This is a genomic window from Oceanospirillum sp., from assembly GCF_048265165.1.
Lineage (GTDB): Bacteria > Pseudomonadota > Gammaproteobacteria > Pseudomonadales > Halomonadaceae > Oceanospirillum.
In genome coordinates this window covers 268638-294700 of record NZ_JBLXCD010000002.1, presented here as the reverse complement: position 1 = coordinate 294700, position 26063 = coordinate 268638, and the positions used below count along the sequence as shown (strand labels likewise).

Annotated in this window: 23 protein-coding genes; 15 read left to right on the top strand and 8 right to left on the bottom strand. The window is 49.9% G+C overall.

The window, feature by feature from the left end:
• Positions 1–12: 12 nt before the first annotated feature.
• From ACN0R8_RS04895 to ACN0R8_RS04875, 5 genes are all read right to left on the bottom strand, one after another.
• Entirely contained in the window at positions 13–792 is a 780-nt protein-coding gene (locus ACN0R8_RS04895) for an SDR family NAD(P)-dependent oxidoreductase (protein ID WP_417595644.1), read from the bottom strand.
• Between the two features lie 30 nt (positions 793–822).
• Positions 823–1260, bottom strand: coding sequence for a D-aminoacyl-tRNA deacylase (dtd, locus tag ACN0R8_RS04890; protein ID WP_417595642.1), 438 nt, complete (start codon positions 1258–1260; stop codon positions 823–825).
• Positions 1261–1398: 138 nt separating this feature from the next.
• Positions 1399–2640, bottom strand: a complete 1242-nt coding sequence (locus ACN0R8_RS04885; protein ID WP_417595640.1) for an HDOD domain-containing protein — start codon at positions 2638–2640, stop codon at positions 1399–1401.
• 99 nt (positions 2641–2739) lie between these two features.
• Complete coding sequence (locus ACN0R8_RS04880; RefSeq protein WP_417595638.1) at positions 2740–3123, bottom strand: CoA-binding protein; 384 nt, start codon at positions 3121–3123, stop codon at positions 2740–2742.
• Between the two features lie 27 nt (positions 3124–3150).
• Positions 3151–4275, bottom strand: coding sequence for a cell envelope integrity protein TolA (locus ACN0R8_RS04875; protein WP_417595636.1), 1125 nt, complete (start codon positions 4273–4275; stop codon positions 3151–3153).
• 691 nt (positions 4276–4966) lie between these two features.
• Here ACN0R8_RS04875 and ACN0R8_RS04870 point away from each other — a divergent pair.
• Entirely contained in the window at positions 4967–7852 is a 2886-nt protein-coding gene (locus ACN0R8_RS04870) for a cache domain-containing protein (RefSeq protein ID WP_417595634.1), read from the top strand.
• Between the two features lie 47 nt (positions 7853–7899).
• On the opposite strand, the gene ACN0R8_RS04865 is transcribed toward ACN0R8_RS04870, so the two are convergent.
• On the bottom strand, positions 7900–9966 hold the full coding sequence (locus ACN0R8_RS04865) for a putative bifunctional diguanylate cyclase/phosphodiesterase (protein WP_417595632.1): 2067 nt from the start codon (positions 9964–9966) through the stop codon (positions 7900–7902).
• A gap of 236 nt (positions 9967–10202) precedes the next feature.
• Entirely contained in the window at positions 10203–11174 is a 972-nt protein-coding gene (gene ispB / locus ACN0R8_RS04860; RefSeq protein ID WP_417595630.1) for an octaprenyl diphosphate synthase, read from the bottom strand.
• Between the two features lie 418 nt (positions 11175–11592).
• Here ispB and rplU point away from each other — a divergent pair, with 418 nt between their 5' ends.
• From rplU to ispH, 11 genes are all read left to right on the top strand, one after another.
• On the top strand, positions 11593–11904 hold the full coding sequence (rplU, locus tag ACN0R8_RS04855) for a 50S ribosomal protein L21 (protein ID WP_078319501.1): 312 nt from the start codon (positions 11593–11595) through the stop codon (positions 11902–11904).
• Between the two features lie 92 nt (positions 11905–11996).
• A complete protein-coding gene (gene rpmA / locus ACN0R8_RS04850) occupies positions 11997–12254 on the top strand; it encodes a 50S ribosomal protein L27 (RefSeq protein WP_078319500.1) in 258 nt (85 codons plus the stop codon).
• A 320-nt stretch (positions 12255–12574) separates the two neighbouring features.
• Positions 12575–13792 (top strand): Obg family GTPase CgtA, encoded by a 1218-nt coding sequence (gene cgtA, locus ACN0R8_RS04845; protein ID WP_417595627.1) that lies wholly within the window; start codon positions 12575–12577, stop codon positions 13790–13792.
• Positions 13793–13885: 93 nt separating this feature from the next.
• A complete protein-coding gene (proB, locus tag ACN0R8_RS04840; RefSeq protein ID WP_417595625.1) occupies positions 13886–15007 on the top strand; it encodes a glutamate 5-kinase in 1122 nt (373 codons plus the stop codon).
• A 204-nt stretch (positions 15008–15211) separates the two neighbouring features.
• Positions 15212–15478, top strand: coding sequence for a 30S ribosomal protein S20 (gene rpsT, locus ACN0R8_RS04835; RefSeq protein WP_078319497.1), 267 nt, complete (start codon positions 15212–15214; stop codon positions 15476–15478).
• A gap of 319 nt (positions 15479–15797) precedes the next feature.
• On the top strand, positions 15798–17288 hold the full coding sequence (gene murJ / locus ACN0R8_RS04830) for a murein biosynthesis integral membrane protein MurJ (RefSeq protein WP_417596366.1): 1491 nt from the start codon (positions 15798–15800) through the stop codon (positions 17286–17288).
• Positions 17289–17494: 206 nt separating this feature from the next.
• Complete coding sequence (gene ribF / locus ACN0R8_RS04825; protein ID WP_417595623.1) at positions 17495–18463, top strand: bifunctional riboflavin kinase/FAD synthetase; 969 nt, start codon at positions 17495–17497, stop codon at positions 18461–18463.
• 124 nt (positions 18464–18587) lie between these two features.
• The gene (gene ileS, locus ACN0R8_RS04820) at positions 18588–21395 is read left to right on the top strand and encodes an isoleucine--tRNA ligase (protein WP_417595621.1); all 2808 of its coding nucleotides are present in this window, start codon (positions 18588–18590) and stop codon (positions 21393–21395) included.
• Between the two features lie 121 nt (positions 21396–21516).
• A complete protein-coding gene (gene lspA, locus ACN0R8_RS04815; protein ID WP_417595619.1) occupies positions 21517–22047 on the top strand; it encodes a signal peptidase II in 531 nt (176 codons plus the stop codon).
• A gap of 95 nt (positions 22048–22142) precedes the next feature.
• A complete protein-coding gene (locus ACN0R8_RS04810) occupies positions 22143–22604 on the top strand; it encodes an FKBP-type peptidyl-prolyl cis-trans isomerase (RefSeq protein WP_417595617.1) in 462 nt (153 codons plus the stop codon).
• 97 nt (positions 22605–22701) lie between these two features.
• Complete coding sequence (ispH, locus tag ACN0R8_RS04805; RefSeq protein WP_417596365.1) at positions 22702–23652, top strand: 4-hydroxy-3-methylbut-2-enyl diphosphate reductase; 951 nt, start codon at positions 22702–22704, stop codon at positions 23650–23652.
• Between the two features lie 93 nt (positions 23653–23745).
• On the opposite strand, the gene ACN0R8_RS04800 is transcribed toward ispH, so the two are convergent.
• Positions 23746–24153 (bottom strand): type IV pilin protein, encoded by a 408-nt coding sequence (locus ACN0R8_RS04800; RefSeq protein WP_417595615.1) that lies wholly within the window; start codon positions 24151–24153, stop codon positions 23746–23748.
• A 137-nt stretch (positions 24154–24290) separates the two neighbouring features.
• Between ACN0R8_RS04800 and ACN0R8_RS04795 the strand changes: the two genes are divergently transcribed.
• Genes ACN0R8_RS04795 through ACN0R8_RS04785 form a run of 3 tightly spaced genes read left to right on the top strand, consistent with a single transcriptional unit; the run spans position 24291 to position 26058 of the window.
• Entirely contained in the window at positions 24291–24818 is a 528-nt protein-coding gene (locus tag ACN0R8_RS04795) for a GspH/FimT family protein (protein WP_417595613.1), read from the top strand.
• Positions 24819–25574, top strand: a complete 756-nt coding sequence (locus tag ACN0R8_RS04790) for a PilW family protein (protein WP_417595611.1) — start codon at positions 24819–24821, stop codon at positions 25572–25574. It begins immediately after the preceding gene.
• The gene (locus ACN0R8_RS04785; protein ID WP_417595609.1) at positions 25555–26058 is read left to right on the top strand and encodes a pilus assembly PilX family protein; all 504 of its coding nucleotides are present in this window, start codon (positions 25555–25557) and stop codon (positions 26056–26058) included. The genes ACN0R8_RS04790 and ACN0R8_RS04785 overlap by 20 nt, the downstream gene beginning before the upstream one ends.
• The last annotated feature ends 5 nt before the right edge of the window (positions 26059–26063 follow it).

Sequence of the window (26063 nt, the reverse complement as noted above, 5' to 3'; positions counted from 1 at the left end):
TGACCTCGAATGCTAGCTGTCGTTATAGGCCATTTTGACGCCCATACCGCCGTCAACGACGAAGTTCTGACCTGTGATGAAGCCTGCAACGTCAGTTGCCAGATAGCAGACCATATAGGCGACATCATCGGGCTTACCGATACGACCCACGGGGTGTTGAGCCAGATCGGAGGGGGAGTGAATAGGCTCGATGCATGTGCGGGCTTTCTGCCAGTCTCCCACTTCTATCCAACCGGGGCTGATACAGTTTACGCGTACTTCACCACCTAAACTGATCGCCAGTGCATGGGTCAGTGAGATCACGCCACCTTTGCTGGCGGCATAGGCTTCTGTGTCCCGTTCAGACTGGTTTGCCCGGGTTGAGCCTATATTGATAATGCTGCCCTGCTGCTCCCGAAGGTAGGGTACGGCATGTTTACTGACCAGGAATACACCTGTCAGATTAACATCAAGATAGCGCTGCCAGTCTTCAAGGGAAAGGTCTTCAATCGGGTCGTTGAAGGGAGTTGACAGCCCGGCATTATTGACCAGTACGTCAAGGTGGCCAAATTCTCCGATAATCTCCTGAATGCACTCCTGAACAACAGGCTCATCGGAAACGTCCAAGGAATGGGCTTTAATTGTTCCCAGATCCTGATAGAGAGAAACAGTTTCATCGGCGGCTTCAAGGTCGATATCAGCACAGATAACGATCATGCCCTGATTCAGTAGTCCCCGGCAGATAGCGCGGCCTATGCCCTGGCCGCCTCCGGTGACTAACGCGACTTTGCTCGATTTGGAGTGTTGTGTCATAACTCTGCCTTAGAAATTGTTTGGAGTCGATCAGGTTTCCAGCAAGAAGGTTACCGGGCCGTCATTGAGCAGCTCTACCTTCATATCTGCACCAAAACGCCCTGTAGCCACGCTTGGGTGGAGCCCTTTGGCCTGCTCAACAAGGTAATTATACAGATCCTCACCCTCTGCCGGAGGTGCTGCAGATGAGAAGCTGGGCCTTAGTCCTTTTTGAGTATTTGCAGCCAGAGTGAACTGCGAGACCAGAAGCAGTCCTCCCTGAACATCCGTGACGCTGAGGTTCATTTTATCTTCGGCATCGGCAAATACCCGGTAAGCCAGCAATTTTTTTAACAGGCGGTCGGCATCTTCTGTACGATCCCCTTTTTCCACACCGATAAAGACCAATAGTCCTTGGTTGATCTCTCCAATGCATTGTTGATCAACCTCAACTTTTGCTCGGGCAACCCTTTGAATCAGTGCTCGCACGCTTGACCCCTTAACCTGTTTCAGTTGATCAGCCGGCCGGCTGAATCTGAGCTAATATGCTAAGCCTATCTTACCCTATCCTGCAGATTTAACAGATGCCCATGCAGAGAAAAAAGTAATTTGTCAGATTGTAGGGTGTCAGCGATTGAAGATGCTTTTAATTTCGCTGATCTGGTCCCTGGCATCTTCAAGAATTTCAAGCCGTTGCTGACTTGTCAGTGGCCCTGGCGCAATTTTCTCGTAGGAAGGAACCTGGCTGATCGATGGTGCAGAAGGGGAGCGCTCACTCATGGCCATGCTGTGCAGGCGTGCCAGAATTAAAATATCGGTCAGTGTAACGTCCTTGGAGTTAGGCTCATAAAACCAGGTGTCTACATGCTGTACGGCAGTTACCAGGGCTTCCGGGAAATTCCATCGATGTAGGATTATGGCACCGGCCTGCCCTCTGGCCTCCTGCATTATTTGGTCAAGGTAGTCCGGGTCATCTGCAAGTTCAGGGTATTCGGCGGCAAATTGCACTAGGGGTAATTCACCAATATTGTGCAGCAGGCCTGCCAAAAGAGCTTCTTCCGGCGGAATTTTGGTACATTTCTTTGCCAGAACATAACAGATGGCTGCCAGTTGAATACTCTCTTTCCAGCTGCGCAGCTGACGCTTTCTGACCCAGTTTGCTGCAGGAATCTGAAGTTGTACTTGTAGCGCAAAGGCGAGAACCAGGTGACGGGTTGCGTTTAGCCCAAGACGTTTAATCGCTTCAGATAGTTGACTGATAGGTCCGTACGCACGATACAGAGCGCTGTTTGCCACTTTAATTAACCGGGCGGCCAGGGAGGCATCAGCTGCGATCAGAGAGGCCATATGATCAACATTCAACTCCTCATCAACAATAATTTGGCTGACCTTTTGGGTGACTTCCGGCAGGGATGGCAGGCTCAGTTTATTTTGTATCAGAGAGCGATAGAACTGCAATACGAGTGGATGGCTGCTGTCATTGGCCAGAATTTCTGTCAGAGGCAGGGAGAGGTTGCTGGATTCAGCCTGGAGAGTCTGAAGCAGATCGCTATCCAGGAGAAAAAACTCGGTCTCAGTTTGGCTGACGATAAGGTTTGGGCTCGGTCGTAAATTCAGCAAACTGAATCGACTGCGGTTATCCCCGGCAGATAGCGTTATTTCACTGCCATCTTCAGCGAAAACAGTTACCCGGCCACTGAGAAGAAAAAGCTCTTCGCTGCGGTTATCCCCTCTGGGACTTATCTCTTTACCTTCAGGTTCCTGACAAATCTCAATGCGATGACACAGCAGGATCAGGTGTTCTTCAGAGAGCTTTGAAAAAGGGACAAAGATTGCCAGGCGCTCTGGTGACAGTGGATGTGTATGCATAGAGGACTTATTCAGTTTTGCTCGAAGGCTGAAACGGGTTATCAGAATCGCAAGGAAAAATCCTTGGGACTGCTCTGACTCTGGCGTAAGGCAGGTTGTTCAGAAATGCCCGCTGCGTAGCATAACGAGTGTGCAGCTTTCCTGCCACAATATACCCGACTGGGTTAACGCTTGTTGTAACTCCCAGGACTCTGTTCCAGGGTTGAAGATGACCCGCTTAGGTTTAAGAGCAATGATTTCATCTATTTGTTTGGCAAGTTGAGATGCATTGCGGTACAGACACAGAGTGTCTATAGGTTGGTGAATAGCTGCAAGCTCGCGAACGCATGGACACTGGTTAATCTGATCAAATGCAGGGTTTACCGCAGTAACGTTATGTTGATAATCCATCAGCAGGCGAATAGCCTGATTAGAGTAACGTTCCGGTTTTGGGCTGGCTCCCAGCACAACAACATGTTGTGATAATGAGGTTTGCACTGACACCGCAGACTCCTTTAACGGATTTAATGATCAGTTGTGTCCGCCCTGTCTGTCCTGAGTCGATGATGTTTCATTGGGCGTTACGGCTGATTCATCAGTTTTTTTCAGGCTATCGTCATCTGTCTTTAGGCTATCGTCATCTGTCTTCAGGCTGTTGTCGTCCGTTTTCAGACTTTTTTCTTCGGATAACTGATCCGTTTGATCGTTTTCTGTGCTCTCTTCGTCATGGGTGTTGTCGTTTAGCTCTTGTTCCAGGTCCTCGACACTAGGGTCGAAATCCATGTCTGCCAGCATCTGGTCTTCCCTTTCTGTACGGAAATATTCTTCTGCTGCTTTGCGGCACTCATCAAGATATTCATGATATAGAGCAACATCCTGTAGTGTTTTCATATTACTCATCAGGGTGTGCTCTTTAGACATTAGAGCGATCCGGCGAAATTTACGTGCCCTGAGCCTTGGATTATGATGCACCAACGGATAGATGCGGTGAATAAAACCCCGTTTGGCTTCAATCTGCTGGATATATTCGGTCACCCCATTTTTGATTTTTCGTCGCTTAGCCAGTAGCTCAGGATAAAGCGATAGTCCCGGCAGAAACTTCATCATACCTGTGCCGTGACTTAACCAAAGCACAAATGCGATGCCGCCTGATATTCCTCCGACCCAAGGGTGTACTAGGTTTAGCAGAGAGCTGGTGAACAGGAATACAGAGATACCCAAACCGAAGAACCATCCCAAGCGTGAGCGTCGGGCAGACTCTATCTCAAAATCAGAAGGGTATTCACTCAGCGAGAGAAGCTCGTAATTCAGCGTTTCCAGGTCTTTGTAAAGGGCTTCACGCTCAGCTTTTAGCCTTGCTTCTTCAGCCTTTTTACGCTCTTCCTGTTTTTTTTCCGCCTGTTTCGCTTCCCACTGTGCTTTGATTTTTTCACGTTCGCGTTCAGCTTCTTTTTCTGCTGCTTCCGCTGCCGACATTTTATGGTGCGCAGGGTAAACCCCCGGCACTGATGGCAGGTCTTTAGGGATTTGAGCAGAATCAGCGTCGGGCGCTAAGTTTTTATCATCCATTTTATATAAGCAGGCTTGTATCGTGTTAGGGGTGATGGAGTCATAGTAGCCTTGACCACTTAGAAAAACTGTATCACGTTGTAACATTGTGAGACTTTGTGTGGCGATGGACGGTCATGGCCTTATCGATTGATTATCCGATGCTAGTCTTAATCTAACCGTCCTGAACGCTAGTTTAAAGTAAAAATGTCCCGGCATGAACAATTCCTGTCAGAGTCTGAGTCGCTACAGGCGGCTATTTGTACAAGCTAATATAGAGTTTGTTTGTGCTGGCATGTTTGACGTTAACCTTTTCTTTGCCGCGGAAAAAGCACTACAGTGTCTAACGTTTTCGGACTTCCTCTGCCATCGAAATTAATCATTGGGTGAAGATTCCTGTATGGAGTTGCTAAATGCTTTTAGGACGACATAAGAGCTTCCGGGTCTATTGGCTCTCTCAGTAGTTGTAGGTTATATACTTTAATGCGCTTCTCTGGTGTTTACTGGTTTGGTAGTTTATTTAGTTGCTGTCTGGTTGGAATTTCTAGCACTAAGTGAATCATTAGACTGGACGCTACTTGCTTTTGTCCTGACAGGCGTTGGTGACGGCTATTATGCTGTATGCTCGGTTACAGCAGTCATTCAGTGATTCCTGCGCTGGGCTGATTGCCACAAATAATATTTATAGCGCTATATTTATAGGTGTTCTGTTTTATTTCAGGCTGTTACGGTTTTCGGACAGCACTATATCTTCTGTTTAGGCTATTTTGTAGCAGGCTGAATCTGTATTAAGGCGATTATGAAATTTGAGCTCAAGGCCCGGCGTCTGCCAGCCCTGCAAACAATCGGTATGCTGGCGGTCGTATTTATCTTCGGTCTGATTGTCAGCAGCTATTTCTTCTATGCGCTGGGCAATCAAAAGCAGCAACAGCTTGACAGGCTTGAGCAAAAAGTTTTGCAACAGCAGGAGGGGTTGCTGCTGTCTGAGCTGGATGCGACAGCCAGCTATATCCAGTACATGCGCACCCGAACAGAGCAGGTTCTGAGGGCACAGTCTAAAGTCTTCGTTGATCAGGCAGTGGCTGTTGCGGAGTCGATTTATGCTGAATCAAAAGATCGCTTGTCTGACACTGAGATCAAAACTCTGATCCGGGAATCTCTGCGCAATGTCCGCTTCTTTGAAGGTCGTGGTTATCTCTTTATTGATGACCTTGAAGGAATGTGTGTTCTCTTGCCTACGGCACCTCATCTTGAAGGCAGTTCTCTCTATGATAACCGAGACGATACCGGTCATTACATTATGAGAGGGCTGATTGATGCCGTGAGTAATAATGCTCAGCAATCCGGTTTTTCCCGCTATCGTTGGTATGCGCCCTCTGATCATAAACTGATGGAAGATAAAATTGCCTATGTGCGTCTTTTTGAACCGTATAACTGGATTATTGGTGCTGGTGACTATCTTTATCGGGTTGAAAATGACCTTAAGCAAGAGGTAACTCGTCGGCTGGAAAATTTCCGTTTCGGTGATAATGGTTATATTTCTGTCTTGGATTTGCAGGGTAATACGCTGGCAAATACGGCCCTGACGGTTTTGTCTGAAACCCGGGATGTGAGGGATCTGCATCGTGTTGCGATTGATGCCATCATGGATACGGCGGCCTCAGGGGGAGGTATTGTTGAATATAGCTGGTTTTATCCGGATGGGCGGGGGCCAGTCGTTAAACGTTCACAGGTCAAAGTTGTGCCCGAATGGGGATGGGTGTTAGTGGCCGGGATCTACCCTGATGACCTTGCGCCTATGCTAGCTGAGCATAAGGCAACTTTGGATGCCCAGAGTGCCGATGCCGTCAGAAGCTTCGTGCTGGTGATGGTGGCCGGCTTGCTGCTGGCATTGATTTTGGCTCTGGTTTACTCCCGTTGGTTGCGACGAATCTTTATCCGCTATGAGCAGGATATTGAGCACCAGAGATCGCAGTTAATGGATAACAGTCGTCAGCTGGAGCTTTCTGCCCGTGTTTTTGAAAATGCCACAGAAGGGATCATGATCACAGATGCCCTCAACCGAATTTTGGCGGTCAACCCTGCTTTTACTGAGATAACGGGATACTCACAGGAAGAGGCAGAGGGTAAAAATCCTTCGTTTATGGCATCTGGAAGTCATAATGAGCGATTTTATGAAGATATGTGGTCAAGGTTGATGAAGACTGGGCGATGGCAAGGGGAAGTCTGGAACCGACGTAAAGATGGCGTGCTGTTTCCTGAATGGCTTTCTCTGAATCTGGTGCGAGAAGATGGAGACGTTGTTAATCATATCGCGACGTTGAGTGATATTTCGTTGAGCAAGGCTAATGAGAAACGCCTGCGCTATCTCGTGGAATATGATTCCCTGACTGACCTGCCTAATCGGCGTCTGCTGGCGGATCGTGTTGATCAGGCAGTACATATTGCAAGGCATAATCATAGTCATCTGGCGCTACTGTTTGTTGATCTGGACCGTTTCAAGAATGTGAATGACTCTTTGGGGCATGAGGTCGGTGATCGCCTGCTTTGCGCTGTGGCGGAGCGCCTGACTGCGCTTGTGGATGATCTTGTTACCGTCAGTCGTGTCGGTGGCGATGAGTTTGTCATTCTGCTGTCAGATCTTAATCATCCCAATGATGCGGCTTTGGTGGCGCGGGATATTATTCAGCATGTAAGTCAGCCGGTTGAACTGGGCGGGCACTCGCTGACCCTGACCCCAAGTATTGGTATTGCACTGTACCCGGGGGATGGGTTGAACTTTGAAATGTTGTTCCGTAATGCAGATGCTGCACTTTATCATGCAAAAGCTCAGGGGCGGAATCAGTATCAGTTTTTTACTCAGCAAATCAACGACGATGTTTCCCGTAGTCTGGTGATGGAAAATGCCTTGCGCAAAGGCATCGCTGAAGGTGAATTGCGGTTGGTTTACCAGCCGCAGTTCTGCATGAAAAATATGCGACTGTATGGTGTTGAAGCCCTGGTACGCTGGCAGCATCCTGAGCAGGGGTTGGTGCCGCCTGACTTTTTTATCGGACTTGCTGAGGAAACCGGGCTTATTCTGGAGCTGGGCGCATGGGTGATGTATGAAGCCTGTTTGCAGGGGCAGCGCTGGCGGGAGGAAGGTTTTCCGGATATAGAGCTGGCGGTTAATGTTTCGGCACTGCAGTTCAGGGAAGAGCTCGTCGACCAGATTCGTCGGGTACTGGAAGAAACCGGCTTCCCGGCAGAGAACCTGGTGATTGAAGTGACTGAAAGCACTCTGATGCAAGGGGCTTCTGAGGCAATCGGGATTTTGAGGCGGTTGAAAGAGCTCGGTGTGTGGGTTTCTCTGGATGACTTTGGTACCGGCTACTCATCCCTGGCCTATCTGAAGCGCTTTCCATTGGATAAGCTGAAGATTGATAAAGCCTTTATTTCAGACCTGCCACACGATGCGGACGACAGTGCTATCACTCGGGCGATTATCAGTTTGGCGCAAAGCCTGAGCCTGCTTACGGTTGCAGAGGGTGTTGAGACTACCGAGCAGCTGGAATACCTTCAGGCACTAGGGTGTGATCTTGCGCAGGGGTATTTGCTGGATCGGCCATTATGGCCGGATGATATGACAAGTCGCTTTAAGGCAGAAATGCATCGTCAGGTACTGCAGGACAAGGATGGTAGTTGATACAGGGAGCAGACTTGCAAGGGTGCATTTTGCTGAATGTTGAGGTGCTAGTCGCGCGTTAACTTTGCACGGCTATTAAATGCGTGTCGTGTCGTTAGCAGCTCAGGCTCATTCATCGGTTTGGCGAGGAGAAAGCCTTGGGCCTCGTTGCAGCCCAGCTGGCGAATGATCTCAAGCTGTTGCTCCGTTTCAATCCCTTCGGCGGTAACACTGAGGTTGAAATTGTGCGCCAGTTGAATAATCGTCTGTACGATATTTCGGTCACTGGGGTCGTTGCTACCCAGCTCCTGAATAAACGCCTGGTCGATTTTTAGTGTGTCTGCCGGAAGCTGTTTCAGGTATGCCAGAGATGAGTAGCCTGTGCCAAAGTCGTCAATGGCAATGCGGATACCTTTGTCACGTAGCAGGTTAAGCTGACTGATAGAATGGCTTACATCTTCCAGCATGCTGGTTTCTGTCAGTTCAAGCTCTAATAGTTCAGGGCTTAGGCCTGAAGTTTCAAGGCAACGGGTAACAATATCCGGAAGGTTCGGTTGGCGTAATTGTTTCGCTGAAAGATTGACTGAAATCTTTATAGGTTGGCCTTTTTTTTGCCATTGACTGGCATAGATACAAGCCCTCATCAGAACCCACTCGCCGACAGATGTTATTAAACCCATCTCTTCCAATACAGGAATAAACTCTCCCGGTGAGATAACTTTTCCATCCGGTTTTATCCACCGTAGCAACACTTCTGCGCTGTTGATCTGCTCTGTAGCGATATCAATTCTGGGCTGAAAGACCAAATGAAACTCTTTGTGCAGCAGTGCCTGGCGTAACTGATTTTCCAGTTTGACTCTATGTTGGGTTTGCAGAGTCAGGTCTTCAGTGAAGAAGCCAAATTTCTGATCATGATCTTTGCAGCGGTGCATGGCACTGTCTGCTTTGTTGACCAGCTCATCAAATTGGTCTCCATCATAAGGATAAAGAGTGATGCCCAGGCTAACGCTCATAAAGAGCTCAGCCTGAGTAAGCTCGAAAGGTAGGGCCATGACCTGCTGTATTTCCTGAGCGAGGTGAGCAGCCTGATCTGGTGTTTGCACGTCTTCGGCCATGACCATAAATGCGTCACTGCCGAGGCGGCCAACAAAGTGCGCAGGGAGGGATTTGCGTAGCCGTCCAGCAGTCAGTCGTAGCAGTTCATCACCGGCTTGCCGGCCCAGACTGTCATTGATGCGGCTTAAACGATCGAGGTCTACCAGAAATAGCGCCATTGGCGTTTTACGCCGCTGCATCACGTGCTGCTCAAACTGCTCTGATAAGCGCTGGCGATTGGGTAGGCCGGTTAATGTGTCAAACCGGCGCAGATAGTCCAGGCGCTGCTCACTGTTGATCAGATCTGTTATATCACGCCCTGTGGCGACAAAGTGGCTGATATGACCCGTATCATCGCGAATCGGTGTGATCGTTTTCTCTTCATGGTAGCGCTCCCCATTTCTACGGCGGTTAATGAAGATGCTACGATAGCTTTCCCCTGCGCGAAGCGTTTTCCACATTTCGGCATAAAAAGCTTCATCATGTTCATCTGAGCTGAGGATACGAGGGGTTTCGCCGATTACTTCTGCTTCTGAGTAGCCTGTTTGGCTGAGAAAGGCTGGGTTGACGTATTCGATCAGGCCTTGGCAGTCCGTAACCATAACCATATCTTCAGTCTGTTGCATCGCCTGATGAAAATGAACTGGCAGATGTTGCGCTGCTTCATATTGGGTCACATCTTTCAGTGTGACCTGTAGCAGCGCCTCTTCCGGGTTGCCTGTTAGCAGTGGCGTCACAAACATCTGTATACGCTTTTTGTGTTCACCATAATTGAACGTCAGGCTCAGTTGTTCGTCGCAGAATCGCTGGCAAGCCTGCTTTAACTGGTGATACTGGTTAGGGCCTAATCGGTAGAAAAGCTCTTTGCCACACAGAGAGTGGCTGCCGGCATCACCATAGGTCAGTAAATGGCGGGCGGCTTTGTTCGCGTACTGCAGGATACCGTCACGGGTAGCAATCAGTGTTGGGGTACTCAGGTTATCAAGCGCAATCAGTCGCGCTGAATCCGGAGATTGTATGGAGGTTTTTTTCGCGTTCATGGCGCCTGTCGATATCTCATCAGTAGGCGATCCGGTGCCCCTCTGGTTATCACTTATTACCCTGCTGCATAATAAAATATCAGGCTTATCTCCTGTAGCATAGAAGTATGTGACAGGTATTTTATAGCCTTGTTTTAAAAGCACTTTTTATCTCGGAGCCAATGTAGTACTTCGTTGCTGAAGCGTGAAGAAAAAATACTCTGCAGATATTGTATCAGCAGAGTATTTCTGTGGCTCTAGCTGCTGCGTTTGACAGCCATATCCGCAAATAGGGCCAATCTTTCTCTGAATGGGGATTCCGGAAGACAGTTCAGGCAGACTTTTGCTTTATCTGCCATCTCAAAGGCTTTTTGCTCGGTGTACTGTAGTGCTCCTGTCTTGCTGATGATCTCGAGAACAGGCTCAAGGAACTCCAGCCCCCCTTTGCGTATCGCTTTACGGATCAGCTTGGCTTCATCTTCCGTGCCGACTTCCATCGCGCGGATCAGCGGCAGGGTTGCTTTTCCTTCTGCCAGGTCATCGCCAACGTTTTTCCCCATGGCCCCGGCATCACCCTGATAATCCAGCAGGTCATCCTGTAGCTGGAAGGCCAGCCCTAAATAGTTACCGTAATCGGCCATCATGTCCTGCTGCTCCTGGCTTGCGCCGGAAAGTACAGCTGCAGATTGAGTTGCAGCCTCAAATAGCATGGCCGTTTTCGCTTTGATCACTGTCATATATTGTGCTTCAGTGATTTTAGGGTTGCGCACATTGGTGAGCTGCAGTACTTCGCCTTCAGCGATAACATTGGTGGCATTGGCGTAGATTTTCAGAATATCCATATGACCGATGTTGACCATCAGTTCAAAAGCACGGGTATACAGAAAGTCGCCGACCAAAACACTGGGGGCATTTCCCCATTTATTGTTGGCGGTATCCCGGCCACGACGCATGTCGGACTCGTCTACGACATCATCATGCAGCAGCGTGGCTGTGTGGATAAACTCCACCAGTGCAGATAGTGGGATGCGTTTGTCATTGTCACAGCTGAGAGCTTTGCAGGTGAGAAGTACTAATAGCGGGCGCATGCGTTTACCGCCGCTATCGACGATATATTCCGCAATTTTCTCAACGAGAGGCACTCTTGAGTGCAGTTGGTCGATGATATAGGTGTTTAGTGCGGCGAAGTCGTCCGCGACCAGATCGTGGATGGCGCTCTTTGGCTGCATGTTCAGGACTGCTTTTCTCGTTGGTTAGCTAATCAAGGGCAGATGCCTCAAGGGCTATGCTCAGTAGGACTGTAGGAATGCTATTGGGCGGGGGGAGGGGTGTCAAGATAAAGCCCCGCCCGGCAGTCGCTTTAAGTCGCGTAAAGGTGAGATTTTCCTGATTATCAAAGTGTTGGGAAGAAATCTCGTATCTGTATCTTTTGGCGCTGCTAAAAAACAGGTCTTTTAGTTGCTGTCATGGCGCTGTTGCTATAAAATTCGCGCCCTGCTTAGTTACTGTGCGTGAGTTATAGGCTTTTGCCCTCTCACCTCAGTCCTTTGCTCCCTGTCCGATAGTTGCCAGAGCGCTTCTATTCAAAGCAGGTAAGTAAGAAGCATATAACTCTACTAAGCACTGCTGTTTTTCTGGAGAACAAGCATGTACGCAGTTATTAAAACTGGCGGTAAACAGTACCGCGTTAAAGAAGGCGATACCCTGAAAATCGAAAAGCTGGAGCTGGAAACAGGTTCTGCAGTTGATTTTGATCAGGTTCTGCTGGTTGCTAACGGTGAAGACGTTAAAGTTGGTGCTCCTCTGGTTGAGGGTGCTAAGGTTTCTGCTGAAGTTGTAAACCACGGTCGCGGTGATAAAGTTACTATCATCAAATTCCGTCGTCGTAAGCACAGCATGAAGCGTCAGGGCCACCGTCAGTGGTTCACTGAAGTAAAAATTACTGGCATCGCTGGTTAATTTTACTCAAACAATTTCAGTTTCGGTCAGGCTCAATAATCACTGACGCAGTGGAGTCTGCCCGGCAAGATCAACTTAACGAGGAAGTACTCATGGCTCACAAAAAAGCTGGTGGTAGTACCCGTAACGGTCGCGATTCCGAATCGAAACGCCTTGGTGTTAAGCGCTTTGGCGGCCAAGTAGTTAAAGCAGGTAACATCATTGTTCGTCAGCGTGGAACACGTTTCCACCCTGGGGTTAATGTTGGTATCGGCAAAGATCACACTCTGTTTGCTACTACAGATGGTGTTGTGAAATTTGAAGTACGTGGTCCGAAGAAACGTAAAACCGTTACTATCGTACCTGCGTAAGCCGATTTCGATCGGTTGAAAAAGCCTCGCCGCGTGCGGGGCTTTTTTCGTATCTGCCATAATTTAAAAATTGGTTGTTTTTATAAAGACAGGTTGCTCCGATCATCGAGTGATCTGAAGGCAAAGATTTCCACACGCTCCGTATAATCTTCGGTGGCGGATGCCTGCGTTGGATATTTTAAATACAGGGCTTTTCTACGGCTGGATGATAAATCAGTAAGATGGCGCGACTCAATGCAGAGAATGATCCTCTGGCAGCTTCGTGATGGGTGTGGCCGATGAAAAGCTGGAACAATACACCAGATTAAGAGTGCACAAGCATGCAGTTTGTAGATGAAGCAAGTATTCATGTCGCAGCCGGTAAAGGTGGTAATGGTTGCCTGAGCTTTCGCCGCGAAAAATATGTGGCTAAAGGTGGCCCCGATGGTGGGGATGGTGGCAATGGCGGCGATGTTATTCTGGTGGGTGATGATTCCCTGAATACACTGATCGACTTTCGCTATCAGCGTCGCTATCGCGCGGAGAATGGTGAGGGTGGTCAGGGACGTCAGTGCTCTGGTAAAGCCGGGGAGCATCTTTATATTCAGGTTCCGGTCGGTACAACCGTTATTGACGAAGAAACCCTGGAAGTACTGGGTGATATCACGGAGATTGGTCAGGAGCTGATTGTCGCTCAGGGCGGGCGTCGTGGTCTGGGTAATACTCGCTTTAAGTCGAGTACCAACCGTGCGCCGAGGAAAACGACCAACGGTACTCTGGGTGAAGAGCGTAATCTGCGCTTTGAAATGAAAGTGATGGCAGATGTTGGCTTGCTGGGTTTGCCAAATGCCGGCAAATCTACGCTTATCCGTTCCGTATCGGCAGCTAAGCCTAAGGTTGCTAACTATCCTTTCACGACGTTGGTGCCTAACCTTGGTGTCGTTAAGCTGGGCCAGTTTAAGCATTTTGTGATGGCGGATATTCCCGGGTTGATTGAGGGTGCATCTGAGGGGGCGGGTTTAGGCTTTCGGTTCCTGAAACACCTGACCCGTGCTCGTCTGCTACTGCATCTGGTGGATGTGGCTCCGTTTGATGAGTCTGACCCGGTTGAGTCTGCGCAGGCGATTATTCGTGAACTGGAGCAGTACAGTCCGACCTTGGCTGAGCGCCCTCGCTGGCTGGTACTGAACAAGCTGGATCTATTGCCTGAGGATGAGCAGGATGCCGTTTGTGAGCGTATTATCCGTGAGCTTGACTGGCAGGGGCCTGTGTTCCGTGTGTCTGCGATCAGCAGTGATGGTACGCAGGTTGTTTGTCAACAGATTATGAACTGGCTTGATGAGCAGCGTATCGCTCAGGCAGAAAACCCAGCACTGGCGGAAGAAGAGGCTGAAATACGAGGCCGCATGGAAGAAGAAGCGGTGGAGCGCGTTGAGGCTTACCTGGAACGTCGTCACGGGCCGCGGATTAAGCCAGCTGAAGAGCTGAGCGAAGAAAGTGAAGATGACGACGATTTTGATGACGATGATTACGATGTTGAAGTGGAGTATGCCAAGTAAAAGGTGCGCTCTTTTTTAGCATTGGTTGAATTCAGGTGTTGTGGATTAAACGCTGCCTGAAGGTGGCAGATTTTGGAAGATAAGGCCGGAAAAATGTCTCAGCGTGACAGGCTGGCGCGGGCTAAACGCGTTGTAGTGAAGATAGGCAGTGCTCTACTGACCAATGACGGTGAAGGGTTAGATCTGCCGGCGATAAGCGCCTGGGTAAATCAGATGGCTGTTTTGCGTCAGCAGGGAATAGAGCTGATTCTGGTTTCTTCCGGGTCCGTAGCCGAAGGAATGAGTCGTTTGGGGTTGGTGGAGCGCCCATCAGCTCTGCATGAGCTGCAGGCAGCAGCAGCAGTGGGACAGATGGGGCTGGTTCAGGCATATGAAAGTCAGTTTATGCGCCATGGACTGAGGGCTGCTCAGATTCTTCTAACCCATGATGACCTGTCTAATCGCAAACGCTACCTGAATGCACGCAGTGCAGTTAAGGCGCTGTTAGACCTGGGTGTTGTGCCCATTATCAATGAAAACGATACCGTCGTTACCGATGAGATAAAATTTGGTGATAACGATACGCTGGGGGCTTTGGTTGCTAATCTGCTGGAAGCGGATGCTCTGGTTATTCTGACCGATCAGGAAGGTTTGTATACAGCCGACCCCCGTTCTAACCCTGATGCAACTTTAATTGAAGAGGCCTGGGCCGATGACCCGGAGTTGGCTGCAATGGCTGGTGACGGAGGTCGTTTAGGACGGGGTGGTATGATTACCAAGGTACGGGCTGCAGGCCTTGCGGCTCGCTCTGGTGCAACAACACTGGTTGCCAGTGGGCGTCAGCCAGACGTCCTGATTCGGGCAGCCTCTGGTGAGTCCATCGGCACCTTGTTTTTGCCTAAAGATACTCCTTGGGCAGCCCGTAAGCGTTGGCTCGCAGGGCACCTTCAGACCCGGGGAACCCTGGTTCTGGATGACGGCGCTGTGCGTGTTCTTCGGAATAAGCACTCCAGTTTACTCTCTGTAGGGGTTTGTCGGGTGACCGGGCGTTTTCGGCGGGGGGATATGGTTCAGTGCGTCAGTGAAGAGGGTGAGCTGATTGCAAAAGGTCTGGTGAACTATGATCATGAGGATGCATTAAAAATCCTCGGACAGCCTTCGGGTATGATAGAATCTTTGCTGGGTTATGTGGCCGATCCTGAGTTGATCAATCGCGATAATCTGGTTCTGGTTTAGAATAAACGGAACAATTTTCTGCTGCTTTACGCCGCTTTGGCATAAAGTCTTAGAAAAAAAATACGCTTAATTGTCAAAAAGGCTGTTCATACCCTATGGTTTACCGTAGAATGCGCACCCCTAAAGACATTAGACTTTAATTCGTGAAAAACGCTTAATGCGTCTTTCAATTTAATTAGACCGATTTCTCCAAGGAGCTTAACGGTGGCGAATATCGCATCTGCAAAAAAACGTGCACGCCAGGCTGAGAAGCGCCGTAATCACAATGCCAGCCTGCGCTCCATGGTGCGCACTTACATCAAGCGCGTTGTAGCGGCAGCTGAAGCGGGTGATCACGCTCAGGCTAAACAAGCTTTCGATGCAGCACAGCCTGTAATCGATCGTGTTGCTGATAAAGGCATCATCTCTAAAAATAAGGCAGCTCGTACCAAGAGCCGTCTGAATGCGCGAGTTAAAACTCTGGCTGCATGATTTTAGAGGTTTTACCTTTAAAAAAACCGGCTTAGGCCGGTTTTTTTGTGCCTAAAATTCGGCAAAATGCTCTCTTCTCTGATTTAAATCTTGTTAGCCGATATGAAAGTACTGATTTTCATAGCTGACACCGCAGGAAAGCGCCATGTCTGAACAGAAGCCAACAGAATCTAAACCTGCTGCGCCCTCACCTGAAGAGCCGCAGAAGCCAACTTCCGATGTTCAGGCGGCAGGTGATAAAACTTCACCGGTGCTGCTTGCTACCGATCAACAGGTCCGCAAACCAGGGTTGTTGCGTTCTGGTGCATTGGTCAGTGTTATGACACTTATCTCCCGGGTTCTCGGGTTGATGCGGGATATTGTGATCGCAGGCCTCTTTGGTGCGGGTGCCGGCGCTGATGCTTTTTTCGTTGCTTTTAAAATTCCTAATTTTCTACGTCGTTTGTTTGCTGAGGGTGCTTTCAATCAGGCCTTTGTACCTGTGTTATCCGAATACCGCAGTCAGCGAGACCGTCAGGCGGTGCGAGGGTTGATCGACTCAGTGGCTGGCACGCTGGGACTGACTTTAAGCGGAATGACAGCTCTGGCAATTGTCGCGGCACCTGTACTGGTTTGGGTGTTTGCCCCTGGCTTTAGTCAGCTGCCGGAGAAGCAGGCACTAACAGCAGAGATGCTCCGGATTACCTTTCCTTATCTGCTTCTGATCTCTCTGACCGCTTTTGCTGGCAGCATTCTGAACAGCTATGATCGTTTTGCTATCCCGGCTTTCACCCCTGTGCTGCTTAACCTCTCTCTGATAGCTACTGCTCTGTGGCTGACACCCTTTATGGAAGAGCCTGCTATGGCGCTGGCCTGGGGGGTTCTGATTGCAGGTTGTGCCCAACTACTTTTTCAGTTGCCATTTCTGGCCCGTATCGGGCTGATGCCTCGCCCTAAAGTTCGTTGGAAAGACGAGGGTGTTGGCAGGATTATGAAACTGATGGCACCCGCATTGTTTGGGGTATCCGTCAGCCAGATCAATCTGTTACTGGATACTGTGCTGGCCTCTTTTCTGGTCAGTGGTAGTGTTTCCTGGCTCTATTATTCCGATCGCCTAGTGGAGCTGCCGTTGGGTGTGTTTGGCATTGCAGTGGCAACAGTCATTCTGCCTAGCTTGTCTACTAAGCATGCAGAAAAGTCAGGGGAAGCTTTTGCCAAAACTCTGGATTGGGCGGTGCGTATGATTTTACTGATTGCCGTTCCTGCTGCTCTGGCATTGACTGTACTGGCAGAACCTTTGCTGTTTACACTGTTTCAGTATGGCGCTATGACGGTACATGATGTTGATATGGCGGCTCTGAGCTTGCGGGCCTATGCGGTGGGTTTGCTGGCCTTTATGCTGATCAAGGTGCTCGCTCCGGGGTTTTATGCCCGACAGGACACCCGGACACCGGTGAAAATCGGCATTATCGCTATGGTGGCGAATATGCTCTTTAATCTGTTACTGGTGTTCTGGCTGGATCATGCTGGTCTTGCTCTGGCAACATCCTTGTCTGCCTTTTTGAATGCGGGTTTGCTCTGGCTGACCCTTCGTCGGGAAGGTGTGTTTGTCTGGCAGCCCGGTTGGGTACGTTATTTGTTGCAACTGATTCCGGCTGCAGGTGTGATGGCGTCACTGCTGCTTTGGCTGACGCCTGAGGCTGCAGAGTGGGCCGCATTCGGTTGGCAGCAGCGTGTATTCTGGCTGGGTGCTTTGGTGATTGCCGGCGGCGGCCTTTATCTTGTAATGCTGCTTCTGGCAGGCCTGCGCTTGCGTCATATGCGTTATTAGACCTGTGTCTGGTATGGTCACGTATATTCCGCAGCAGAAGGGATGCAGTGGCGCGTAATTTCGCTATAATCGGTCTCTTTTAGAAAATTCATATGCTCAATCATCTGGCTGGCAGTGCCAGAGATACCGGACAAAATGAGCAGGAATAAGCTGCAAGGCAATATGACGCAGTGGGCGAAAAACACATTATGAACCACAGGAGCAAAATGAAACTGATACGGGGTTTGCACAATTTACGAAAAGAGCATCAGGGCTGCGTAGCAACAATTGGCAACTTTGATGGTGTGCACCTGGGTCATCAGGCTATTTTGCGCCAGGTCAAAGCGAAAGCCCTGGAGCTGGGTTTGCCATCTGCGGTTGTGGTTTTTGAGCCTCAGCCCAGAGAGTTTTTTGCCTCAAGCCAGGCACCGGCTCGTTTGACGCGCTTTCGTGATAAGGTTGAGCGTTTAGCCGCTCAGGGTATTGACCGGATTCTTTGCCTGCCCTTTAACCAGAAATTGGCTAGCCTTTCAGGTCGTGAGTTTATTGAGAGAGTCTTAACTCAAGGGCTTGGTGTACGCTATCTGGTTGTAGGTGATGATTTCCGTTTTGGTTGTGACCGGGCCGGGGACTTCGCTCTGCTACAGCAGGTTGGTCAGGAAACTGGTTTTGATGTCGTTAATACGACTACTTTTGAAGTTGAAGCTGAACGAGTCAGTAGTACCCGCATTCGTACCGTTCTGGCGGGGTCTGATTTTGTTCTGGCGAACAAGCTACTGGGCGTGCCCTATCAGATCGGCGGACGCGTATTGCATGGCCGTAAACTGGGACGGCAGCTGGGTGTACCAACGGCCAATCTGTCGTTAAAAGATAAACAACCAGCCTTGCATGGTGTCTACACGGTTCTGCTGAATACTAGTGATGGTCTTTTGCACAAAGGTGTTGCCAACATAGGTAATCGACCCACTATCGATGGGGTTCGTCCGGCACTTGAAGTCCATCTGTTTGATTTTAATGGTGATCTGTATGGGCAGCGTGTACAGGTCACTTTTTGCAGTAAACTGAGGGACGAAAAACGTTTCTCTGACGTTGCCGCCCTGCGGGATCAGATCATGCATGATCTGCAGCATGCGCGGGATTATTTTGTACAGCATGCCAGCCAGGGGATTCCTTTGGCTAATGGTATGTCCGGCTGATTCCTCAGCCGATGTCAGAGTGAACGCCGCTGCTGACATAAAGAAACAAACCCTACTTCCCTGATACTGGGTCACCCGATAGCCTGGTAGCGGATAATTTGACAAAGAGCAGCGATTCTTAGCCATGAGCGACTATAAGCATACACTCAATCTTCCGGAAACCGACTTCCCGATGCGGGGCAATCTGCCAAAGCGTGAACCTTCCCGACTGGCTCGCTGGGATGAGCTCGGCCTGTACGAGAAACTGCGCAAGGCCGGTGAAGGTCGTCCAAAATTTGTTCTGCATGACGGCCCTCCGTACGCTAACGGTAATATTCATATTGGCCACGCAGTTAACAAAATTCTGAAAGATATGATTGTTAAGTCGCGCACCTTGGCGGGTTTTGACGCCCCTTATGTGCCGGGCTGGGATTGTCATGGCTTGCCGATTGAGCACAAGGTTGAGACTCTGATTGGCCGTGCCGGTGACAAGGTGCCTTACCGTGAGTTCCGTGCGAAATGCCGGGAGTACGCAGCAGAGCAGGTTAACGGCCAGAAAGCGGATTTCATCCGTTTAGGCATCCTTGGCGACTGGGAAAATCCGTACCTGACCATGAACTATCAGACCGAAGCGGATATTGTGCGTGCTCTTGGACGCATCGTGGAGAACGGTCATCTGGTTAAAGGCTACAAGCCAGTTTACTGGAGTGTTGTGGGCCAGTCTGCTTTGGCAGAGGCTGAGGTTGAGTATCAGGATAAAACCTCCATCGCGCTGGATGTGGCTTACACCTTTATTGATCAGGCGAAAGCGCTGGAGCTGTTTGGCAATCCGGCGGGTGAAGCTGATCTGTCCGTTGTGATCTGGACCACTACTGCGTGGACACTGCCGGTCAGTCAGGCGGTATCGTTAAATGCCGCTTTTGAATATGCACTGGTTCAGCTGCGGGATCAGCGCTTTGTACTGGCAGCCTCTATGGTGGATGACATCATGGCGCGTTGGGGTGAAGACAAGTATGAGGTGCTGGCGAAAGCCTCCGGCCAAGCGCTGGAAAACCAGCTGCTGAAACACCCGTTCTATGACAAGCAGGTGCCTGTGATTCTGGGTGACCACGTGACTACTGATGCGGGTACCGGCGCGGTGCATACAGCGCCAGATCACGGTATGGAAGATTTCGTGGCAGGTAAAGCCTATGGTCTGGGTACCATCAATCTGGTGCAGGCTAACGGTGTTTACAGTGATGAAGCTGGCGAGTTTGCCGGTCTGCACGTATACAAAGCCGACGAGCCCGTGATGGATGCGTTGACCCGTGAAGGCAAACTGGTGCACCACAAAGCCTTTGAACATAGCTACCCACACTGCTGGCGTACTAAAACACCACTGATCTATCGTGCGACACCTCAGTGGTTTATCTCCATGGAAGAGAAGGGGCTGAAAAAAGATGCCCTGGAAGCGATCAAGGGTGTGCAGTGGTTCCCGGCCTGGGGCCAGAACCGCATCGAGTCCATGGTTGAGCAGAGTCCTGACTGGTGTGTTTCCCGTCAGCGTACCTGGGGTGTGCCAATCACGCTGTTCATCAACAAAGAAACGGACGAACTGCACCCGAACACCCCGGAGCTGATGGAAAAAGTCGCTCTGCTGATGGAAAAAGAGGGTATGGATGCCTGGTTTGAGCTGGATGCGGCAGAGCTGTTAGGCGATGAAGCGGGTCAATACTACAAGGTGACCGATACGCTGGATGTTTGGTTTGACTCTGGTGTGACCCATCACTCGGTATTGCGTCCCCGTGAGGAGCTGACTTTCCCGGCGGATATCTATCTTGAAGGTTCGGATCAGCACCGTGGTTGGTTCCAGTCATCCCTGAAAACGTCTATTGCAATCAATGGTTGCGCGCCATACAAACAGGTGCTAACCCACGGTTTTACTGTGGATGAGAAGGGCTACAAGATGTCCAAGTCATTGGGCAATGTGATTGCACCTCAGGAAGTGACGGACTCTCTGGGTGGCGACATCCTGCGCCTGTGGGTTGCTGCGACGGACTATTCCGGTGAGATGGCGGTATCGAAACAGATTCTGCAACGTACAGCAGATTCTTACCGTCGTATCCGTAACACTGCACGTTTCCTGTTGGCGAATCTGAACGGCTTTAATCCGGAAACCGATATGGTGTCACCGGAAGAGATGCTGTCACTGGATCAGTGGGCGGTAGATCGCGCGCTGCAGCTGCAGAGTGAACTGGAAGGTGCATACAACGAATATCACTTCCTGAGCATCTATCAGAAAGTGCATAACTTCTGTGCGCAGGATCTGGGTGGTTTCTATCTGGATATCATCAAAGATCGTCAGTACACCACGCAGCCGGATAGTCTGGCGCGTCGCTCCTGCCAGACTGCGTTGTACCACATCATCGAAGCGCTGGTTCGCTGGGTGGCACCGATTCTGACCTTCACCGCAGAAGAGATCTACGAAAATATTCCGGGTCAGCGTGAAGACTCAGTATATCTGACAACCTGGTATGACGGCCTGTTTGAGATGAAGGCTGACGGTGAGAAGAATCGTGATTACTGGAACCGCATCGCAGATGTAAAAGAAGCGGTGAACAAGTCGCTGGAAGACGCCCGTAATGCCGGTACAGTAAAAGGTTCTATGTCGACAGAAGTGACCCTGTTTGCTGATGCGGAACTGAAAGCCCTGATCGATGGTCTGGGTGAAGAGCTGCGTTTTGTACTATTGACCTCTGATGCACAGGTTGCTGATCTGGCGGATGCTGGTGACGCAGCTGATACTGAACTGGCAGGCCTGAAAGTAGCGGTTAAAGCCTCTGAGCATGCTAAGTGTGGTCGCTGCTGGCACCACCGTGAAGATGTGGGTCAGCATGCCGAGCATCCTGAGCTGTGCGGTCGTTGCGTGACTAACCTGCCGGATGGCAAAGGTGAGCAGCGTCAGTTTGCATAAACGGCTCTGAGTTCAGAAACAGGAATATCTGAACAGTGGTTATACAGGAAATTCTGAGGCGCCAGTGGGCGCCTCAGTTTTACACAGAGAATTTGCCCGCGGGGAGTTGAGAAATACCGCTATGGATCAAAAACAACAGGGTAAAAGTGGTCAGCTGAAATGGCTGATGCTGAGTGTTCTGGTGGTAGCTCTGGATCTGCTCTCCAAAGCTTGGGTAACCGACAGTTTTAATTATGCGGAACGCCTGTATGTGCTGCCGGTATTTGACCTGACGCTGTTGCACAATACAGGGGCTGCCTTTAGCTTTTTGGCTGGGGAATCAGGATGGCAGCGTTGGTTTTTTGCTTTGATTGCGCTTGCTGTCAGCGGTGGTCTTGTGGTCTGGATGACAAGACTTAAACCCAACGAAACCTGGTTAGCCTGCGCTTTGGCGCTGGTTTTAGGTGGTGCTCTGGGTAACCTGCATGACCGTATCCTATTGGGTTATGTGGTGGATTTTCTGCTGTTCCATTGGGATAACGCCTATTTTCCCGCTTTTAATCTGGCAGATGCTGCTATCACTTTGGGTGCGGGCATGCTGATTGTAGATATGATCCGTAACCCGGATGGTGCTAAAACTGATAGCGTAAAAACGCAGGAAAAATCTGAGTGATTGTCCTGCCGATACTTTCAACGGGCGATCGGCAATGTGCTGTATGCCCTTACTGAACTCTGGTTCAGTTGGCTAAAGAATAAGGTAATTGAATAATGAGTGAACAACAGATCGGTCCCGGTAAACAGGTGACATTGCACTTTGCCCTGAAACTGGCAGAAGGTGCCACAGTCGACAGTACTTTCGATAAAGATCCGGTTCGTCTGATCGTGGGCGATGGTAATCTGCCTGCGGGTTTTGAGGAACCACTGCTGGGTTTAAGCGCTGGTGCAAAAGAGATTTTTGATGTTGATCCGGAGCATGCCTTTGGTCAGCATAATCCAAGCAATATTCAGAAGCTGCCCCGTCAGCAGTTTGCCCCGGAACTTGAGCTTGAGCCCGGCCTGATGCTGAGCTTTGCTGATAAGGCCAATGGAGAGCTGCCAGGGGTTGTTGTCGAGTTTGATGATGAACAGGTAACGGTAGACTTTAACCACCCTCTGGCGGGGCGTGCATTAAAATTCGAAGTGGAAATTATCGCAGTAGAAGATGCACCGGAGCAGGCAACAGAAGCATAGTTCTGCTTTCTCTGTGTGCATTGCAATCCTATTTGTCGTTAATGGCTGATCGCTAAAGAGTAACCCCATGTCAGTAACAGAAGTTAATCCGGCACAGATGCAGATTAAACTGGCTAACCCCCGTGGTTTTTGTGCCGGTGTTGATCGTGCCATTGAGATTGTGAACCGTGCTCTGGAAGTTTTTGAGCCGCCGATTTATGTCCGCCATGAAGTGGTGCACAACAAGTTTGTGGTTAATGATCTGAAAGAGCGTGGTGCTATTTTTGTTGATGAGCTGCATGAAGTGCCTGATGACACCATTGTGATTTTCAGCGCCCATGGGGTTTCGAAAGCTGTTCAGGATGAGGCTGATCGCCGCGGACTGAAGGTATTTGATGCCACCTGCCCTCTAGTAACCAAAGTTCATCTTGAAGTGCTGCGGTACAGTAAACAGGGGCAGGAGTGTATTCTTATTGGTCATGAAGGGCACCCGGAAGTGGAAGGGACCATGGGGCGTTACGATACATCTGCCGGAGGCTCTATCTATCTGGTGGAGAATGAAGCTGATGTCGCCAGCCTTAAGGTGCGAAACCCGTCTCAGCTGGCTTTTGTAACCCAGACAACCCTGTCGATGGATGATACCGCCCGGGTTATTGATGCATTGCGGGTGAGGTTTCCTGAGATTCAGGGGCCGAAAAAAGATGATATCTGTTACGCAACGCAGAATCGGCAGGATGCGGTTAAGCAGCTGGCGGCGGAGTGTGACCTAGTTCTGGTGGTGGGTTCACCGAACAGCTCAAACTCGAATCGTTTGCGTGAGCTTTCCGAGCGGATGGATACACAGGCGTACCTTATCGACAACGCTTCAGAGATCGACCCTGCCTGGCTTGTGGGAGAGCCTAAGATCGGTATTACTGCGGGAGCTTCTGCGCCTGCTATTTTGGTGCAGCAGGTGATTGAGCAGTTAGGAGAGCTCGGGGCAGCAGACCCTGTTGAGCTGGATGGGCGAGAAGAGAATGTGGTGTTTTCGATTCCGAAAGAACTTAGGCTGACCGATATCGGTGAGTAAAACGTCATCGATAGACTGAAGTCAAAAAGCGCAGCTTCTGTTTTTCTACAGAGCTGCGCTTTTTTTATGTCTTGAGACGCGTTCTGATAAGGCTTACCAGCAATGAACAGGAGATCTGGTTTCGCCGGAGGCGGATTTGGTCAGCTCAATTTTGTTGCAGCCGGTATCCTCTGATTGTGAGCCGATTGCGCTGGCTGTAATGCGGTAGCCCACAGCGGATGGGTGACTAACAGAGAGGGTATAAAAGCCTTCACCGGATGTTGTCGCAGTATCTAACCCTGCATCCGTCATATCAGAGGTATAACTGTTATGGCTGACTCGCCAGCGTTCCTCGGCCAGCTGTATGCGTAGAATTGAGCTATAGGCATCAACACGACGGCTTTCAAAGGCATAATTTTTGTACGAGGGATAGGCGACTGCAGCCAGAATGCCAACAATGGCAAGAACAATCAGTAGCTCTAGCAGAGTAAATCCCTGTTTTACGGTCTTGAAATCAGGCATGGCACATCCTTTTGATCCTGATCAGAGAGGTGGTCACTGAAGTGCTTTTAGACGCAAAGCACTTACGAAGAGTGCTTGTGAACCCTGCGTCTGCATGGCATGTTAAGACAATAGTATCTGAAAAAACAGAGGGCAATATGAGAGCAAAGGGATTTACTCTGATAGAGCTGCTGATTACGTTAATTATTATCAGTATTCTTACGGTGGCAGTCGGCCCTAATATAAGCCGATACATAGAGCAGGAGCGGCTTAGGGGGGCTTTGTTTAATCTTAAGCAAAAGCTGGTTTATGCGCGTTCAGAGGCAATCAAACGAAATGTGACCATTTTTGTTTCGGGCTCTGCCGGAGCTGATTGGTGCGTTGGTCTGAGTTTGTCGACTGATTGTGATTGCTCTTCTTCTGATCCCATGCAAGCGGATGCCTGCTCACTCACCGTGAACGGATCTCAGGTTATTCATCGTCTGACCAGTGAAGATTATTCCGGGGTCAGTATCAGTCAGTTACGAAGTTTTCGTTTTGATGGTGTCAGAGGCTTACCTTGGGGCTCTGGTTCTTTTGCAGGAACGATCCCTTTGAACTCAGCGTCTTACTCCGGTGCTGTTGTCATTTCCAGAATTGGCAGGGTAAAGGCCTGTGGTAATCTATCGGGAGTGGAGGATTGTTGAGTGAACCTTCATTCTCTGCGTCGTCCCGGTCAGGCCGGGTTTACCTTGCCGGAGCTGCTGATCTCTATGGTATTGGGTTTATCCCTGGTCGGTGCCGTTATGACGGTGTACCTGGCAACGGTTACGTCATCCATGGATCGTCACAAACAGGTGCAGCTGAATCATAATTTACGCACCAGCATGGATCTGATCCTGAGTGAGCTCAGGCGTGCCGGTGGTCTGGCAGGAGGTGCTCTGCCAGACTCAGAGAGTGCAATGCAGAGCCTGTATAGCAATAACCCCTTTATGGATCCGGTCAGTAATCTTCGGCTGTGGGATTGCAATGCTGCTTATGAGTGTCGCTGCGTTACTTACAGTTATGATCTGGATGGCGACAACGACCCCTATACCGGAGATATGAATCACTTCGGTTTTAAACTGAGCAGTAGCAAGCGGTTGCAAATCAGAACAGGGACGATCGTTTCCTATGGGGGGCCACATCCTGGTTGTGACTATAACGCAGCGTTGAATACCTGGGAGTCTCTGACAGAAGATGACGTGAAAATCACTCATTTCTCAATTAGCTACACTGATCGCGATGGCCATATTCTTCCGGCACCTGAGGCTATTGCTATACCGAGTGGCCATGCTTGTACGGCTGGAGATAGCTGCCTTGAAGCGCGCAATCTTCAGGTCACGATCAGCGGTAGCAGGGATGAGTTCTCAATGACGGTGACCGGTAAAGTGAGGGTGCGTAATGATCGCTATATCCCTTAAGCGTCATCAGGCCGGATTGGCAACACTTATGTTTACAGTGGTACTTTTAGTCTCCCTGACGATTATGGCTTTTCTCAGTGCTCGTACCTTACTAATGGAGCAGGCTGTCTCTGCTAATGAAAACAGAAGCAGAGAGATTGAGTATGCTGCAGAGGCTGCCCTTGAATATGGTATCGCCTGGCTGAATCGTTATGCCCCTGATTTTGCAACCTGGAATGATCTTACCGCGCCGGATTCCGTCATCACAGCAGGCAGTGACCGCTATAATTTGAGTGTTGATTATCTGCCAGGCTGTGTAGATCCGGGACTGGGGGCTGTAAAATCTGCTTGTGTTCGCTGGTTGGTGGAAGTTCGAGCCAGGGCAGCGGCTGAGTCCGACTCAGATCTTACCCGACAGCAGGTTGTGCGCCTTGTGGAGGATCGTATAAGTCACTCACCCGCTATTCTTTATATTCGTATTCCCGGAAGTTGGCGTGATTGGTAAGGCTT

What these genes read in the sequence shown, in the direction of transcription:
- rplU (WP_078319501.1), top strand. Translation starts at nt 11,593, where the DNA reads ATGTACGCAGTTATTAAAACTGGCGGTAAACAGTACCGCGTTAAAGAA.
- ribF (WP_417595623.1), top strand. Translation starts at nt 17,495, where the DNA reads ATGAAACTGATACGGGGTTTGCACAATTTACGAAAAGAGCATCAGGGC.
- ACN0R8_RS04785 (WP_417595609.1), top strand. Translation starts at nt 25,555, where the DNA reads ATGATCGCTATATCCCTTAAGCGTCATCAGGCCGGATTGGCAACACTT.
- ACN0R8_RS04870 (WP_417595634.1), top strand. Translation starts at nt 4,967, where the DNA reads ATGAAATTTGAGCTCAAGGCCCGGCGTCTGCCAGCCCTGCAAACAATC.
- ACN0R8_RS04865 (WP_417595632.1), bottom strand. Translation starts at nt 9,966, where the DNA reads ATGAACGCGAAAAAAACCTCCATACAATCTCCGGATTCAGCGCGACTG.
- proB (WP_417595625.1), top strand. Translation starts at nt 13,886, where the DNA reads ATGTCTCAGCGTGACAGGCTGGCGCGGGCTAAACGCGTTGTAGTGAAG.
- ACN0R8_RS04885 (WP_417595640.1), bottom strand. Translation starts at nt 2,640, where the DNA reads ATGCATACACATCCACTGTCACCAGAGCGCCTGGCAATCTTTGTCCCT.
- ACN0R8_RS04800 (WP_417595615.1), bottom strand. Translation starts at nt 24,153, where the DNA reads ATGCCTGATTTCAAGACCGTAAAACAGGGATTTACTCTGCTAGAGCTA.
- ileS (WP_417595621.1), top strand. Translation starts at nt 18,588, where the DNA reads ATGAGCGACTATAAGCATACACTCAATCTTCCGGAAACCGACTTCCCG.
- rpmA (WP_078319500.1), top strand. Translation starts at nt 11,997, where the DNA reads ATGGCTCACAAAAAAGCTGGTGGTAGTACCCGTAACGGTCGCGATTCC.
- lspA (WP_417595619.1), top strand. Translation starts at nt 21,517, where the DNA reads ATGGATCAAAAACAACAGGGTAAAAGTGGTCAGCTGAAATGGCTGATG.
- ispH (WP_417596365.1), top strand. Translation starts at nt 22,702, where the DNA reads ATGCAGATTAAACTGGCTAACCCCCGTGGTTTTTGTGCCGGTGTTGAT.
- murJ (WP_417596366.1), top strand. Translation starts at nt 15,798, where the DNA reads ATGACACTTATCTCCCGGGTTCTCGGGTTGATGCGGGATATTGTGATC.
- cgtA (WP_417595627.1), top strand. Translation starts at nt 12,575, where the DNA reads ATGCAGTTTGTAGATGAAGCAAGTATTCATGTCGCAGCCGGTAAAGGT.
- ACN0R8_RS04795 (WP_417595613.1), top strand. Translation starts at nt 24,291, where the DNA reads ATGAGAGCAAAGGGATTTACTCTGATAGAGCTGCTGATTACGTTAATT.
- ACN0R8_RS04895 (WP_417595644.1), bottom strand. Translation starts at nt 792, where the DNA reads ATGACACAACACTCCAAATCGAGCAAAGTCGCGTTAGTCACCGGAGGC.
- ispB (WP_417595630.1), bottom strand. Translation starts at nt 11,174, where the DNA reads ATGCAGCCAAAGAGCGCCATCCACGATCTGGTCGCGGACGACTTCGCC.
- ACN0R8_RS04875 (WP_417595636.1), bottom strand. Translation starts at nt 4,275, where the DNA reads ATGTTACAACGTGATACAGTTTTTCTAAGTGGTCAAGGCTACTATGAC.
- ACN0R8_RS04810 (WP_417595617.1), top strand. Translation starts at nt 22,143, where the DNA reads ATGAGTGAACAACAGATCGGTCCCGGTAAACAGGTGACATTGCACTTT.